This window comes from Spiroplasma turonicum (assembly GCF_001262715.1).
Taxonomy (GTDB): domain Bacteria; phylum Bacillota_I; class Bacilli_A; order Mycoplasmatales; family Mycoplasmataceae; genus Spiroplasma_A; species Spiroplasma_A turonicum.
In genome coordinates this window covers 812,444-828,760 of the sequence record NZ_CP012328.1, presented here as the reverse complement: position 1 = coordinate 828,760, position 16,317 = coordinate 812,444, and the positions used below count along the sequence as shown (strand labels likewise).

At 23.6% G+C, this 16,317-nt stretch carries 14 protein-coding genes; 11 read left to right on the top strand and 3 right to left on the bottom strand.

Annotated elements, in window-relative coordinates; genetic code table 4:
• From STURON_RS03655 to STURON_RS03635, 5 genes are all read left to right on the top strand, one after another.
• Complete coding sequence (locus STURON_RS03655; protein ID WP_075048530.1) at nt 1-450, top strand: NanQ anomerase/TabA/YiaL family protein; 450 nt, start codon at nt 1-3, stop codon at nt 448-450.
• Nucleotides 443-1,318, top strand: a complete 876-nt coding sequence (locus STURON_RS03650; RefSeq protein ID WP_075048529.1) for an ROK family protein — start codon at nt 443-445, stop codon at nt 1,316-1,318. The genes STURON_RS03655 and STURON_RS03650 overlap by 8 nt, the downstream gene beginning before the upstream one ends.
• 97 nt (nt 1,319-1,415) lie before the next feature.
• Nucleotides 1,416-2,936 carry a sugar ABC transporter ATP-binding protein gene (locus STURON_RS03645; protein WP_075048528.1) on the top strand — a complete coding sequence of 507 codons (1,521 nt, stop codon included), beginning with the start codon at nt 1,416-1,418 and terminating at the stop codon, nt 2,934-2,936.
• Nucleotides 2,937-2,949: 13 nt separating this feature from the next.
• Entirely contained in the window at nt 2,950-4,707 is a 1,758-nt protein-coding gene (locus STURON_RS03640) for an ABC transporter permease (RefSeq protein WP_075048527.1), read from the top strand.
• A 10-nt stretch (nt 4,708-4,717) separates the two neighbouring features.
• Nucleotides 4,718-5,773, top strand: a complete 1,056-nt coding sequence (locus STURON_RS03635; RefSeq protein ID WP_075048526.1) for a sugar ABC transporter substrate-binding protein — start codon at nt 4,718-4,720, stop codon at nt 5,771-5,773.
• 303 nt (nt 5,774-6,076) lie between these two features.
• Here the strand turns inward: STURON_RS03635 and STURON_RS03630 are convergent, their stop codons facing one another.
• The 3 genes from STURON_RS03630 to STURON_RS03620 form a co-directional block, all read right to left on the bottom strand.
• On the bottom strand, nt 6,077-6,517 hold the full coding sequence (locus STURON_RS03630) for a DDE-type integrase/transposase/recombinase (protein WP_075048525.1): 441 nt from the start codon (nt 6,515-6,517) through the stop codon (nt 6,077-6,079).
• Nucleotides 6,518-6,788: 271 nt separating this feature from the next.
• A complete protein-coding gene (locus tag STURON_RS03625; RefSeq protein ID WP_075048524.1) occupies nt 6,789-7,148 on the bottom strand; it encodes a helix-turn-helix domain-containing protein in 360 nt (119 codons plus the stop codon).
• A gap of 214 nt (nt 7,149-7,362) precedes the next feature.
• Nucleotides 7,363-8,211, bottom strand: coding sequence for a MurR/RpiR family transcriptional regulator (locus tag STURON_RS03620; protein ID WP_075048523.1), 849 nt, complete (start codon nt 8,209-8,211; stop codon nt 7,363-7,365).
• 90 nt (nt 8,212-8,301) lie between these two features.
• Between STURON_RS03620 and STURON_RS03615 the strand changes: the two genes are divergently transcribed.
• From STURON_RS03615 to STURON_RS03590, 6 genes are read left to right on the top strand one after another with little or no spacing between them, the layout of a single operon-like run.
• A complete protein-coding gene (locus tag STURON_RS03615) occupies nt 8,302-9,027 on the top strand; it encodes a hypothetical protein (RefSeq protein ID WP_075048522.1) in 726 nt (241 codons plus the stop codon).
• A complete protein-coding gene (locus STURON_RS03610) occupies nt 9,027-10,970 on the top strand; it encodes a PTS fructose transporter subunit IIC (protein ID WP_075048521.1) in 1,944 nt (647 codons plus the stop codon). Before STURON_RS03615 ends, STURON_RS03610 begins: the two co-directional genes overlap by 1 nt.
• Nucleotides 10,954-13,593, top strand: coding sequence for a glycoside hydrolase family 38 N-terminal domain-containing protein (locus STURON_RS03605; protein WP_075048520.1), 2,640 nt, complete (start codon nt 10,954-10,956; stop codon nt 13,591-13,593). The genes STURON_RS03610 and STURON_RS03605 overlap by 17 nt, the downstream gene beginning before the upstream one ends.
• Nucleotides 13,586-14,047, top strand: coding sequence for a PTS sugar transporter subunit IIA (locus STURON_RS03600; protein ID WP_082236186.1), 462 nt, complete (start codon nt 13,586-13,588; stop codon nt 14,045-14,047). The genes STURON_RS03605 and STURON_RS03600 overlap by 8 nt, the downstream gene beginning before the upstream one ends.
• On the top strand, nt 14,047-14,919 hold the full coding sequence (locus STURON_RS03595; protein WP_075048519.1) for an ROK family protein: 873 nt from the start codon (nt 14,047-14,049) through the stop codon (nt 14,917-14,919). The genes STURON_RS03600 and STURON_RS03595 overlap by 1 nt, the downstream gene beginning before the upstream one ends.
• Nucleotides 14,912-16,285, top strand: coding sequence for a glycoside hydrolase family 1 protein (locus STURON_RS03590; RefSeq protein ID WP_075048518.1), 1,374 nt, complete (start codon nt 14,912-14,914; stop codon nt 16,283-16,285). The genes STURON_RS03595 and STURON_RS03590 overlap by 8 nt, the downstream gene beginning before the upstream one ends.
• Nucleotides 16,286-16,317 lie beyond the last annotated feature (32 nt).

Genomic DNA, 16,317 nt, shown 5'->3' with positions numbered 1-16,317 from the left:
ATGATTCACGATAAAATCAAAAACCTTGAAATATATAAAGGTATACATAAAAATATTGATACAGTCATTGATTTTATAATTAAGAATGATTTAAAAACTTTAAATAAAGGAATAAATATTATAAATGATAACTTTTACTACAATAGAATGATAATTGACACTATAGAAATTAATAAAGGTATTTTTGAATCACATTTCAAGTATTTAGATTTGCATATAGTTATTGAAGGTGATGAAAAAATAGGTTATAAATTTATAAATCATAAAATTGCAGAAGCTCACTATAATGATAATGATGATTGTTCATTGTATAATTTTCAAATAACTAAAGTAATTGATCAAGACAATACTACCTTTGGTTTATTTTTTCCAAATGATGCCCATGCTCCAAAATTAAAAAATACTTCAAAAAATTTAGATAAAGTAGTTTTTAAAATTAAGTATGATTAAAAAATATTTAGCTATTGACATAGGTGGTACAAATATTAAATATGGATTATTTGATATTAATTTAAAGCCATTATCAGTAAATAAAGTTGTAACTAATACAAATATTAGGGAGCTATCCATACAATTAACAGATATTATAGAAGAATACTTAAACATAATTGATGGTTTATCAATTTCAACAGCAGGTATTGTAAGCAATGATAATAAAATTATTTTTTCAAATAATAACTTTACTAATTATAAAGATTTCAATTATAATTATTTTTTAAAAGATATCCTTAAAAAAAATAAGAAAAATATTGAATATGTTGTTTTAAATGATGCAAATGCTGCCACTTTCGCAGAAACTGATAATATATTATCTAATTTTATATGTATTACTTTAGGTACTGGAGTCGGAGTCGGAGTAGTTATAAACAAAAACTTATACACTGGAATTAAAGGTTTTGTTGGTGAAGTTGGTTATATTAGTTTAGAAGGTGAATGTATAGATAAGAAATTATCTTTTAGTAACTTGGTTGAAAAATTAAATAAAATTTATGATAATACAAAAAAAATTAATTCAAAAGATATTTATTACATATATTGTAATAATCTTGAATGCAAAAACATAATTGATAGTTATATTAATAACTTATGCGAAGTATTAAAATGATTTTATTTAATGTATGAACCTGAAAAAATATTTTTAGGTGGTGGTTTTAGTCATTGTGATATAAAAGTTTTAGATTTATTAATTGTAAGTTTCAATAAATGATTAAAAAATTACTTAAACCAAACTGTAGATATTGAGTACTCAAAACAAAAAAACAATTCTGGTATGATTGGTTCCTTAAAGTATTTGTTGCAGAAAAATAATTTATTATAATAGCTATTTTATATTATTGAGTTTAAAAAACAGAAAAAAATCTATTTATAATATTAAATATGGAAATTATTGTATAATTATCTTGAAAGGGGGAATAATGATTCTAGATAATAAAAATAATTTTAATGAAAAAATTACTGATAATCCATTATTAGTTTTAAAAAATATAAATAAAAGTTTTGGAAGTATTCATGCATTAAAAGGAGTCAACCTTAGAGCTTTTAAAGGTAAGGCAATGGGTATTTTGGGTGAAAATGGTGCAGGGAAATCAACTTTAATGAATATTCTTAGTGGCGTAGTTCAAAAAACATCAGGAGAGTTATATTGAAATGGTTCATTAAGAAATAATTTAAAAAGTGTGAAAGATGCAGAACAAATGGGTGTGTCAATAATACATCAAGAAATTAATTGTTTCAATGATATGAGTGTAATTGATAATCTTTTCGCAGGTCATGAAAAATCAAAATTTGGATTGATTGACTATAAATCACAAAAAAAACTTGCTAAGTCTGTTTTTTCTTCTCTTAACTTAAATATTGATTTAAACGAAGTAATGAATAAATTAACAATTGCAGAACAACAGATGGTTGAAATTGCAAAATCCATACTAAGAAGAAGTAAATTAATTATTTTTGATGAACCAACATCTTCTTTGAGCAAAACTGAGGTTGAAGCCCTTTTTAAAACAATAAAGGATTTAAAAAATGATGGTGTTGCTATTTGTTATATTTCTCATAAATTAGAAGAGATCCCTATAGTTTGCGATTTTATAACCATAATAAGAGATGGAAATTATATAGGTGAATTTATAATAGGGGAATTAAACGAAGATCAATTAATTAGTAAAATGGTAGGTAGGGAAATTATAGAAAAATATCCTAGTAAAAGCAATAAAAACTTCGAAAGAATTATTTTTAAAGTTGAAAATCTATCAAATAATTTTGTAAAAAATATTAACTTCGAATTATATGAAGGGGAAATATTGGGATTTTCAGGGTTGATTGGTTCACAACGTACGGAACTATTCAAATCAATAATAGGTTTAATACCTAAAAACTCTGGAAAAGTTTTTCTAAAAAATAAAGAAATAATATTAAGAAGTGTAAGTAGTTCTATAAAAAAAGGAATTTATTATGTAACAGAAGATAGAAAAAATGATGGTCTTTTATTATATGATTCAATTAGAAAAAATATCTCATTATCAATGCTATTAAAAATTTCAACTTTTGGATTCATAAGTAATAAAAAAGAGAAAGTTCTAGCAAAAAGTTTTATTAATAAAATGTCTATAAAAACTACTAGCTCTGAAAACATTGTTGGAAGTATGAGCGGTGGAAATCAACAAAAAGTTTTATTAGCAAGAGCTTTTGCAGCAAAACCTAAAATAATGATTTTTGATGAACCTTCAAGAGGTGTAGATGTAGGAAGTCGACGCGAGATTTATGATTTAATATACAAGGCAAAAGACAGTGGAATTGGTGTAATTATTATTTCAAGTGATTTACCTGAAATTATAGGTTTATGTAATAGAGTCATTGTAATGAAAAAAGGCAGAATAACTTCTAATTTAACCCAAAAAAGCGTAAATCCAGAAGAAATTATGAAGTTTTCAATATAGAAAGAATAATATTATGAAAGAATTAATAAAGAAAGATAGTTATAGTTATTTATTAAATTATATAAATGTTCGTTCTGATTTAGAAACTACTTACATACAAAAGTATTATAGTAATAAAATAGAAAATAAATTAGATTATATTTATCAACTGTCTTCATATAGAGATATGTGTATTGCAAATATTGATAATAAAATTAATTTTTTAATGGAATTAGAAAAGAAGTATTTAGAAGAAGCAAAATATAAATTTGATAATTTAGAAATTACAGAGACAGAATATAATAAATTAGCATCTTCAATTAAAAGTGGTAATTATAAAAAACAGTCAAAAAAAATACTTTTATTAAAAAATAAAAAAAATAAAAAATTATTAAAATGAGAAAAACTTATTAATAAAAATAAAGATAAAAATAAAATTAAAATTAAACGAATTAATGAAAAACAAGATAAAGTAATAATTAAACTTAATTATAGAGTAAATAAATTGTTGAAAATATTAGAATCTAATAATAAGGAACTTATAGAACTAGATAAAAAAAGTTTAGAAAAAAAAATAAGAATGATTAAATATTCAAAATGTTCTAAAAAAATAATTAAGCTAGAAAATAAATTAAAAAACAATAAAATAGGGCCACTGGATTATGAGAATAAAAAAAATAAATTTAACGAAGATAAAGATATTGAAATAGAAAAGATAAATATGTCCAATGAGACATTACATGTAAAAAAATATATTATGAAAGTTAATAATAATTTTATTTTAAGTTTCTCAAATAGAAAAAAAATTTTAAATAAATCGATTAACTCTATTAGCTCAGTTAAATTAGTGTTTATAATAATGTTTTTTGCAATAATTGTCGGTATTATTGAACCTGGTTTTTTTAGTGAAAATAACTGAAAAAATATTTTGTATCTAAATGCAGATATTGGGTGCATGGCTATTGGTGTAACTGTTATAATTTTGACTGGTGGAATTGACCTATCAATTGGTTCAACATTAGCATTTGCTACAGCCCTAGCTGCTAAATTAATACTAAGTGGTGCAAATGTTTGGTTATCTTTATTAGTAGTAATACTATTTTGTGGATTATCTGGTTTTATTTCAGGAATATTTGTAAGTATTCTTAAGTTTCCTTCATTTATAATTACACTTATTCTTATGATGGTTTGAAGGGGTTCAGCACAATATATTTTAGAAAATACTTCAAGATCTTTTGATAATATTAGTTTAACTAATTTAATACAAACAAAATTTCTAGGATTAAGTATTGTAGTTTGAATAATGTTCTTATTAGCTTTAGTATCATTTATTATTTTAAGATGCACAGTTTATGGAAGACATGTTTACGCAGTTGGTGGAAATTATAAAAGCGCACAATTGTCAGGTATTAAAGCAAAAACAATATTAACTTCAGTTTATGTTTTTGGTGGTTTGTGTGTTGGGATAGGTTCTGTAATATATGCAGCTAGAATTCAAACAGCTAGTCCATCTGCTGGTAATGCTTGAGAACTTGATGCAATTGCTTGTGTTGTATTAGGTGGTACATTATTAACTGGCGGAAAGGGAGGTGTGTTTCTAACAATACTTGGTTGGTTCACATTAAGTGTTTTAAAAAACGCTTTAAACTTAATAGGATTATCAAGTGATGTACAAAATATATTAAAAGGACTTATTATAATGGTTGCAGTATTTTCAAATACTGAGTACAAAATTACTCAAAAAATAAAAAAATGAGTTTCAAAAACTTTTAATAATATTAGAACTTTATAAGGAGAAAATAATGAAAAAACTTTTAACTATATTAGCTGGAGCAAGCATAATTGCTTCTTCTACTTCTACAATTATATCATGTGGTAACAATGGTGAATCAATAGGTCTTTTAATATCAAATTTTAATAATGCATATTTTCAGAATATGATGAATTCAGGTAAAGAATATGCAAAAGAAAAAGGATACAATTTAAATACTTATGATTCAAAAGCAGATGTGAGTGGTGCTACTGATCAAGAAAATGTCTCTGCTTCAATGACAAAAGGTGATAAGGCTATAATTATAAACCCTGCAAACGTTAAAAATAATAAAGCAATTGTTCCCGCTTTAAATGAAGATATACCTGTTTTAAACATTGATACAGAATATGAACAGAGCGTTGGTGAAAGAGGTGCTGCTGGTTTTGTTTCAGAACAAACTAATGCAAGCAGTGAAATGTTTAAAAAAGTCTATAAAAAAATTATGGGCGAGGAACCTACAAGCTCAAATAAAAATAAAAAAGTAAAAGTTTATGCAATGTGGTCTAATCAAGACAATGATGCTGAAAGAAAAAGATTTAAAGGTTTTGTTTTAAACAACATAGATTGAATTGAAATTGTTAACCATAAAGGAGAAGGCTACAATCAAGGAAGTGTTGCAAAAGGGAATGAAAATACTGGAGATGCAGCTGGTGATGTTCTTACTAATGAATGAAGTTCTTCTGACTCAGCAAAAAATGCAAATATAATTTGAGCTGGTAATGACCCAATGGCTTTAGGTATGAAAAAAGCAATTGATACAAATGAACAATATAAATCATGGTTTAATGAAAAAGAAAAAGGATTTATAGTTGGTTTTGATGGTTCAGATGATGTTGCTTCTGATGTAGCATCTTGAACTGAAACCACTAGAAACCATATATATGCAACTGTTAAACAAGAGTTTAAAAAAATAGTTGAAGCCGCAATTGATAAAGCAATAGAATTGATTAAAGATAAAAATGATTCAAAAAATCCACCTAAAAATTTTGAAAAATCAGAAGAAATTGAAGCAAGTGTTATTTTACCAAATGGTGAAAATAAATAATGTTATTGTATTATTCACATTTAATAAAAATTAATATATCTAATATTTATAGTATTTTATAACTTAATTTAAGATTTATAAACATATTCTTTTTTAAAGGGTCACCCCAAACTACAATTATTTTAACAAATTACTCTTGTACATTTCTATAGGAGTAATTTTTAATTTATCTATTATTCTATTGTTTGAATAATTTCAGATACAATTTTCCATTCAAGATAGAAATTCTTTTTTGTTTAAAAATTTGTATCCTTTAAAATAATTTTGTTTAATAAAATTAAAAAAAGTTTCTACTATTGCGTTTTATCATGAAGTATAACCATCCGTCATACTTTGTTGTATTTTATTTGCTTTACAAAAGTCCATCATACTAATACTTCTAAATCGTGCACCTCTATCTGTATGGATAATTGAATTACATATATTGTAGTTATTTTTTAATATATATAGCGATTTTATTAATTCTTTTGTAGTTTGATTACTTGAAAAATAAGTTTTTAAAGGTAATCTAGAATAAACATCAATATATGCAAACATATATAATTTATAGTTATTAAGCTTAAATTCTGATATATCTAAACATATTTTTTCCAATGGTCTTGAAGCAAAAAATTCTATTTTACCACTAATTGGATTTTTCAATAAATTTGGGGCAGTATTTACAGGTTTTTTTTTGCCACTAACATAAGATTTTCACTTTCTACTTTTTTCACAATTATCAGGAAAAAATCCTTGACTTTTCATTGAACTTAAAACTGTTTTTCTACCAATGCCGAATTTTAAAGCTATTTTTTTATGACCTCATTTACGGTGTGTACCATATTTTAAGTCACAATCATTAAATACTAGCTTTATGAATAGATCATAAGAAGTATTTCTTTTTGTTTTATAATCTTTTGAACCATTATTAACTCAATTTTATAAGTTTTAAAGTTAATGTTTAATAAATTTAATAGTCATGAAAGTTTTATATTTTCTTGCAAGTATTTACTTATTATTTTATAAAATTCAATGTTTATTTTTTGTTTTTTAAATCCTTTACCAGAGATGCTGTGAACTTTTCCATAATTTCTACCTTATTAATTAACTCTCTATTTTCCTTATTTTTATTTTGCATCTCTTTTCTTAAAAAATTTAACTCTTGTTTGATGTTTTCAAAGTTATTTTGTTTATCAATATTGGATTTTCTACCTCTTTTTTGGTCAAATAAACCAGAGATTCCACTAGTTATATACCTATTCTGTCATTGATAAATAGTACATGGTTGTTTAATATTATATTTTTCTGCTATTTTTTTTGCACTTATGTCAGATGATAAAAATTCATTTACTATTTTCATTTTTTCATCTGCAGTAAATAGTTTTGTTTTAGCCATAAAAAAAGACACCCTCCTATAAAAATTATATACATAATTTTTGTGTAGTTTGGGGTGACCCTTTATTTTATAAAATATGTTTTTTATTTTATAAAAAACTTTTAAGTTTTGATGTTTTATAACATTTTAAATAGTTTTAGTTTGGGGTGCCTTTTAAATTTAATTTTAAATTATAAAAACTACTATTGTAATTAAATTAAATAAATAAAAATTCTTACTTTATATTTTCTATTTCCTTATAGTTTTTTCATCCAATTGTTTCTTTTAAAAAACTTTTATTTTTCATTAAAATACTTTTATTGTCTTCAAATAATTCAGCTTTTAAAAAGTTATTTAATAATATAAATGAATTTAATGGTCCTATATAATAATTAATATTAATGTTGTCAATATTCTTCATAACATTATCAATATATATTATTTCATTTAGTCCATATTTATAATCAATTAATTTATTACTTGTTACAAGTAATAATTTTACATCTTGAAGTTTATTTAAAATATCTAGTATTTTAAATAATTTTTTATTAGCAAATCTAATAGAATATATTATTATTAATGATTTTTTTTCTATATAATTTTTAAAATCAATTTTACTATCACAATTTAAAAATTCACAATTCTTATTTATGTAACTATAAAATCCAAGAAAATCTTGTATTGCAAGTTTTGAATGCCCAAAAGCTATACCATAAACTTTTCTTGATTGTCTTAAATAATTTTTAAAATTATTTATACTTCTTGTTTGTTTTTTTATTATATCAACTTGATTCATTTGTTCAATAAAATAATAACTTAACTCATCATCAAGAAATCCACCATTATTATTCACTAATAATTCTTTTAAATTTTCTTTTTTTGATATTATTAAATTTATACAAACAATATACTCTTTTATTCCTGATATACCCAATATTTCAAAATATTTATATATAAAACTAATACCACAACCAAATTTTTTAGCTATCTCTTTTAATGAAAACTTTTCAAATATCTTTATATTTTTTATGCTAAAGTTATAAAAATCAATTTGTTTTTCATTTAATATTTGGATATTTAACATTTTGTTCACCTCTAATAGAATAATATTCCAAAATTTCCAAATTTTGTTATTAGTTTTAAAAAAAATTTAGAATAAATATGGAGGTGTAATGTGAAAAAAATTATAAGTTTTGTATTATCTGTTAACTTGTTTTCAATTAGTTTTTTGACTGCTTCATGTGATTGAAAAAAACCACCATTGAACACTGAACAGCTTAATCATATTTTTAATATAGCTAAAACACAAGTTTTTGATGGTTATATTGATGACATACCATTATTTAATAAGGATGAAAATTTTATATTGCCATGAAATTATGATCCTGAAAATCAATCTTCAGAAACTGCAAGAATTTGGTCTGATAATATAACAAATTTATTTGGTAATAAACTTTCAAACGAGAAAGATGGATACTTTAATAAAGGGTTAAACTTAATAGATGGTCAATTTGATCAAAGTTATATGAGTAATGATTTAGATATATCATTAGAAAAACTAGAATTATTAAAAAGTTATTATTTTTCAATAAGGTTAAATGATATTAAATCAGTTGATAAAAATTTATGATTATCAGAGTATGAAGAAAGAAATATTAAAATACCTGTTGTTATAAATAATGAAAATTACGATATTGATCCATTAAATAAGCCAAAGAACTCATCTATAAGTGGTGAAAATAAGTATAGTGCTCTTGATATTAATATGATTTGAGGATTAGGCTCAGATAAAATGAAATCAACTTCTTATATTGTAAGATTTTTATTTAGTTTTTCACCGTCTGTAAAATTTAACTTAAGTCCAACATTGTTTTATATAGATGTGGAGATGAATAAATAATGGATAAAAAAAAGAAAATTGTTGCAATAACCGCTTGTGCAGCAGGTATAGCTCATACTTATATGGCTGCAGATAGTTTAAAAAATAAAGCTGAGGAATTGGGTTATTCAATACATGTTGAAACACAAGGAACAATAGGTATTGAAAATGAAATACCTACTGAGAAAATAGTTGAAGCAGATGTAGTTATAATTGCTTCAGATGTAAAAATTGATTTAAGTAGGTTTAATGGAAAAAAAGTTTTTAGTGCAAATGTTAAATCTGCAATAAAAGATCCTGATAAGTTAATTAAAGATGCATTTAACTACAGTGAAATTCAAGGTGGAAAAGGGACTAAAAAAGGTTTTGTAACACTAGGTAAAACTAAAAAACAAGGAATTTTAAGTCACTTAATGACCGGCATAAGTTGAATGTTGCCATTAACAATTGCATCAGGTCTTTTAATGGCTGTTGCTAATTTATGTGCATTTCAGACCGAATATGTTGACAATATAGGTGATTATGGAGAAAATTGGGTTTTAGGCCAAAGAGAATTTCCTAATTTTTTAATGCAAGTTGGTGGATTAGGTTTTAAACTAATGATTCCTATTTTTGCTGGATTTGTTGCATATTCAATTGCTGATAGACCAGGGTTAGCGCCGGCACTTATTGCTGGATGAATAATTAATGATAATAATATGTTAGGAATATCTGTAAAAGCTTCTGAACAATCTGTTATTGAACCGGGTGCTGGGTTTATTGGAGCAATAGTTGTAGGTTTATTAACTGGTTATTTAGTGAAAATATTAAAAAGTATTCATTGACCTAAATTTTTAAATCCAATTGTTCCAATAATGATAATTCCTATTATAGCAACAGTAGTTATGGCATCGTTAGTAAAATTTTTAATTGGACCTCCTATTGCGTCATTAGTACTTAGTATGTTTGATGGATTAAGTGATTTAGAAAAAAAATTTACCGGAACAGGAATTGTAATTGCAATAGTAGTTTCTATTATGATTGCATTTGACTTAGGGGGACCATTTAATAAAACAGCTTTAGTTTTTGGTACAGTTGTTTTTTATCAAACCTTAGCAGATGCAATGTCACAAGGTTTGGGATATTGAGATGCTAATTTCGTTCCAGGAACTGCCACTCAAGCAGCAATTTCTGTACCACCACTGGGTATGTGATTATCAACTATTTTATTTAAAAATAAGTATACTAAAAATGAAAGAGTTATGGGGAAAGCAGCTTTTGGAACCGGTATTGTAGGAATTACGGAAGGTGCTATACCGTTTGCAGCTTCTGACCCAATTAGAATTATTTTCGCTAATATTTGTGGTAGTGTTGTAGCAGCTGTTGGCGTGACATTGTGAAATGTTCAGTTTGCTGCTGGACTGGGATCTCCTATAGGTGCATTTCTAGGTTATATTAGAGGACCAATGTGACCTTTAAGTTGAATTTTACCAATAGTTTTAGGTATTGTTGTAACTGCATTAACCGCAGGATTTTTAAAGAAAAAAATTGTAGGAGAAGAATATGAGCTGTATTTAAAAGAAAAATCAGAAACAAAGAAAAAAAGGATGTTATTGAGATTAAACATTAAAATGTTTTTTAGAAAACCAAAGTTAATTATAAAAAAAATTCTTAAAAGTCAGAGTTTATATTGAAAAAGATTTTGAAAAAATTGATGTGCTTATTGAAAAAATGCCATAATAATTTTATTAAGCTTTTTCATTAACATATATAAAAATTTTAAAACCTTATTTATTTTATTTAAAAAAATATTTACAAAGAAAACTATTCAAGAAATAGAAGAAATTAAATTAAAAAAAGCAAAAAGAAAATTATTACTTGCAGAAAATAAACAAAAGTTGAAAGATCAAAAAGAAACTTTTAAAAAAAATTATTATATTACATTAGAAGAATTAGAGAATAAAGTAAATGAACGAAAAAAATAATAAATGAATAATTCATCTTGTTGCACATACGCATTGAGATAAAGAGTGATACTTTACTAAACAAGATAGTGATATTCTATTAAATGATAATGTGAATAATCTTTTAAACATGTTAGACAATAATGAAATTAGTAATTTTACATTTGATGGTCAATATTCAATTATTGAAGATTATATTAAGTATAATCCAGATAATAAAACAAAAATAGAAAAATATGTAAAAGATAAAAAAATTATAATCGGTCCGTGATATACTCAACCTGACTTTTTTAATTCAGGTTCTGAATCAATTATAAGAAATTTACTATATGGAATCAAAGGCTGTCAGTCAATAAATTCAGATTATTTAAAAGTTGCATATGTACCTGATTCTTTTGGACATAATAATCAAATGCCTCAAATTTATAATAGCTTTGGATTAAATAGATTTTTATATTGAAGAGGTATATCAAAAAAAATTATTGATAATAATGGAATTATTAATGATTGAGTAGGTATTGATGGTAGCAAAATACTTTCATATAATTTATTATTTGGTTATTGACCATTTGGTTCTTATTATCCTTATTTAGAATTAAATAAAAGTAATATAAATTTAAAAGCTAAGGAATTTTATGAAAATACCAAGCTAATGATTGATGAAATTAAGAATAAATCATTGGGGATAACTAACAGCATACTGATACCTATAGGCGGTGATCAAGCGCCAATATTAAATTATTTTAATGAGTTTGTTAATGAAATAAATAATTTAAGCAATGATCAATGAATAGTAAGTGATTACGACACCTTTTTTGATAATATAAATATTTCAACTAATAATCTTCCAATGATAAATGAAGAATTAAGATTTCCTTATTTATCAAGAGTTCACAGAACAATAGGTTCTCAAAGACAAGATATAAAATATATTTTAAAAAAATTAGAAACAGAGTTATATCTTAATTTAGAACCATTAATGTCATATTATTTTTTAATTGCAAAAAAATATGATAAATCTTTCATTGATGAAATTATTAAAAATATTTTATTATCTCAAGCTCATGATAGTTTAGGAGGTTGCAATAGTGACCGAACAAATAGTGATATAAAAAACCGAATTGAAAGATCTTATGATTTAGTTCAATCTATTGAAACAAAAATATTAAAAATAATTTCTAAAAATGTTAATTTAGAAAATGAGAGCTTATTAATATTTAATACTGAATTATTTGATACTTGTCATGACTACTTTGTAAAAATATTCACAAAGCATAAATATTTTAATTTAGAAGAAAAAAATGGTGAAATAGTTAATTATTCGGTTATAAAAAGTAGCTATTGTGAAAGTGGTATGTCAGTAAAACCTTCAATTAATGGTGAAAAAGTTGAATCACTGGATGGATTTTACGAACATGATATATTAATAAACGATTTAAAAATTGATTCATTATTCTTTAGCGTATTAAATATAGTTAAAAAAAATGAAATTTATATAGATAAATATATATCTAACTTTAAAATAACTCTCGATAAAAATATGATTGTTATTAAAAATAATTATAATGATGACTGTTATAAAATAATTTTTGAATGTACCTATGATTTTGGTGATTCATACGATTATTCACCAAAATCATTCAAGACTGAGGAAATAAATACATTCTTAAATAGTTCAATTGAACATATAATTCATAATAGACTTAATATTTCACAAATAACAATAGATTACTTGGTACCTGAATCAGAAAAAAAATCAAAAAAAATATTACAAAAGTTTTTTATAACTATTTATGAATATGAAAATAATAAATTGACTTTTAACATTAACACAACTAATAATAGTTCAGAATTAAGATGGAGGTTTATAATTCTATCTCCAAAAGAATTAAAATCAACTTTCAATGACCAATGTTATAGTATTATTGATAGAAACCATAATGAATATTTAAAAACGTGAGAAATTGATAAATGAAAAGAAGCTCCAATTAACATAGAACCTTTTGAATATATTTGTGGAGTTAGAAATGTTTTTTGCATATATTCTAAATTTTTAAATGAATATGAAATGTTTGATAATAATAAATTTGCTATTACACTTTATAGATCTGTATCCTTTCTCGGAAAAAATGATTTACTCTTTAGACCTGGTAGATCAAGTGGTACCTCTGAATACAATCTAAAAACCTTTGATTCAAGGTTAATTAATTATAATTTTGATGTTTCATTAACAATTGACTTTAATAACAATGTTAATAATTTATTAGAATCAAGACATAATATAAAGAATACATTATATTATCAAAACCAAAATTACAATACGTTACATAAAAAATTTGATAGATTTTTATTAAAAATTCCAAGTATTGAAATTAAAAGTCTGGGTATAAGTTTATCAAATACAGATTTTATAGTTAAAACTTTTAAAAAAGCTGAAAAAACTAATGATTTAATAATAAGAGGATTTAATCCACTTGATAAAGATATTAATCTTTCACTTAAAAATAATAATACTAATAATAATATACTTTTTAATGTTCTTGATTTAAATGAGGACATAAAGCATATAAATAAAAATGAGATTTTGATTAAAAAAAATGAAATAATAACAATTTCTATAAAAGGAGATATTTTAGATGATTAGTAACAATATATTTAATATAAATTCAATCTCTTTAGATAATGAATTTAAAACTAAAAAGGAAGTTTTTAATTTTATAACAGACTATTTTTTTAAAAATGGCTTTTCCATTAATAAAAAAGATTTACTTGATGGTTTCTATGCAAGGGAAGAAGAAGGTTCTACAGCATTCACTGATGGAATTGGAATACCACATTCAAAAGTAGACGCAATTGTTAAACCTGGAATTTTCGTTTTGAAAATTAAAGAGGGTATAGAATGGGAATCTATGGATGATAAAAAAACATTCTTTTTTATAAGTCTAGCAATACCGAATAATAATTATGATGAATTACATTTAAAAATGTTAAGTAGTATTGCAAGAAAATTGGTAGATCCAATTTTTAAAAATAATTTGTTACTTGCAAAAGATAAAGAAACCATATATAAAATTGTTTCGGAGGTTGAAATTAAGTAATGAACTTATGTATTGATATAGGAGGCATGTCAACTAAACTTTGTTATATTAATAAAAATGTTATTAGCTGTAAAAAGATAATAAATTATAAAAGACTAATCACCGCTGAGTATCTAATAAAAAAACTTATTAATTTTATTGATAAAAATTATGATATGAAAATAGTTAATAAAATATGTTTGTCAATACCTGGTGTTGTAGATAATGAATCTGGAATATCTAAAGGGTTATCTGCAATTAAATATTTAGATAAAGTTAATTTTAAAATGGATTTACAAAATAAATATAAGAAAAAAGTGTTTATTGAAAATGACTCTAAATGTGCTGCTCTTGCAGAGCTTAAAATAGGTAATGCAATTAATTCTACTAATTGTTTAGTTTTAGTATTAGGTACAGGTCTTGGAGGAGCATTAATTATTAACAAAAAAATTTATAAAGGTAGTAACTTTACTGCGGGTGAATTAGGGTGCTGTTTAAATAATTTAGATAATAATAATTTTATAAATTACTCTAACTTATGTGGAATGTACAGCCTTCAAGAAAATTATTTTAGAGAAACAGGTTTTAATAAATCTGGTTATGAAATTTATTTAAATTATAATGTTGATAATTATGCATATAAATTAATTAATAAACAAATATATTACTTAGCAAAACTAATTTTAAATATTTCTTTTATAATAGATTTTGATTTAGTTTTAATTGGAGGAGCCGTTAGTTTGAATAAGGATTTCATAAACTTATTAAAAGAAAAAGTTTATAATTTATTATCTAAATCAGGAATGATTAATAAGTTTTTTATTAATGTTTGCAAGCATTATAATGATTCAAATCTTTTGGGAGCTAATTTATTAGAGGATAATTATGATTAAATTTAATAAAAATTTTAAGTTTGGTGTCTCATTATCTGGCCCTCAAACAGAAGGTAATAAAAATAAGGTTAATGATAGCATTATGGATTTTTGATATAATAGCTTTCCAAATGACTTTGATGCAAATATTGGACCAAATGATACGATTGATATGTATAGTGATTATAAAGAACATTTAAAGTGGTTAGATGAAATTAATATAGAATCATTTCGAACATCAATACAATGATGTCGGTTGATAAAAGATTTTAAAACTTGTGAAGTTGATACTGATGGATATAATTTCTACTTAAATTATTTTAAAGAGATTAAAAAAAGAAAAATTATTTTAATTGTTAATCTACATCATTTTGATATACCATATTTAATATATAAAAAGGGTGGTTGAGAAACCAAAGAAACAATAAATTTGTTTTATAATTTTGCAAAAAAATGCTTTAGTTTATTTGGAGATATTGTTGATGAATGGACAACTTTTAATGAACCTATGGCAGATGTTGATGCGAAATATTTATATGGTCTTCATTTTCCTAAGAAAAAAGACTTTAAATTATCTATACAGGTATATACAAACATGATTATTGCACATTCAATGGTAACTTGTTATTTTAAAAATAATTATAAAGATAAAAAAATTTCTATAATTTTAAATATAACTCCTGCTTATTCAAGATCTAATAGTTTTGGCGATTTAAAAGCAACTGAATTCCAAAACATGTTAATTACATATTCTCAACTTGATTTAGTTTTAAAAAATAAAATTAATAATAACTTGAAAGAGTTTTTAATAAAAAAAGATTTATATCCAATTATTAGTGAAGATGAAAAATCATTTATAAAAAAATCTAAAATTGATTATCTATCTTTAAATTACTATCAACCTGTTCGCGTTAAAGAAAAAGAAAAAACTACTAACGAAACTAATTTAAACATGCCTACCGATTATTATGATTACTATGATTGACCCAAAAAAATTATAAACCCATATAGGGGCTGGGAAATTTACCCAAAAGGCATTTATGATTTGTCTATACTTATTAAAAATAAATATAACAATTTTCCTTATATAATTAGCGAAAATGGTATGGGAGTAGAAAATGAAAATAGATTTAGAAAGAAAAATATTATTAATGATAATTATAGAATAAAATTTATAAAGCAACATCTAATGTGACTAAAAAAAGCAATAAAAGAAGGTTGTAATTGTAATGGATATTCATTATGAACTTTTATAGATTGTTGGAGTTGATCTAACTCTTTTAAAAATAGGTATGGATTAATTGAGTATAGTTTAAAATCAAAAAAAACTATCAATAAAAAATCTAGTTTATATTTTAAAAAACTTATTGAAAATAAAAATAATTAACTTTATTATAAAAAAAATATTCTTTAATTTTA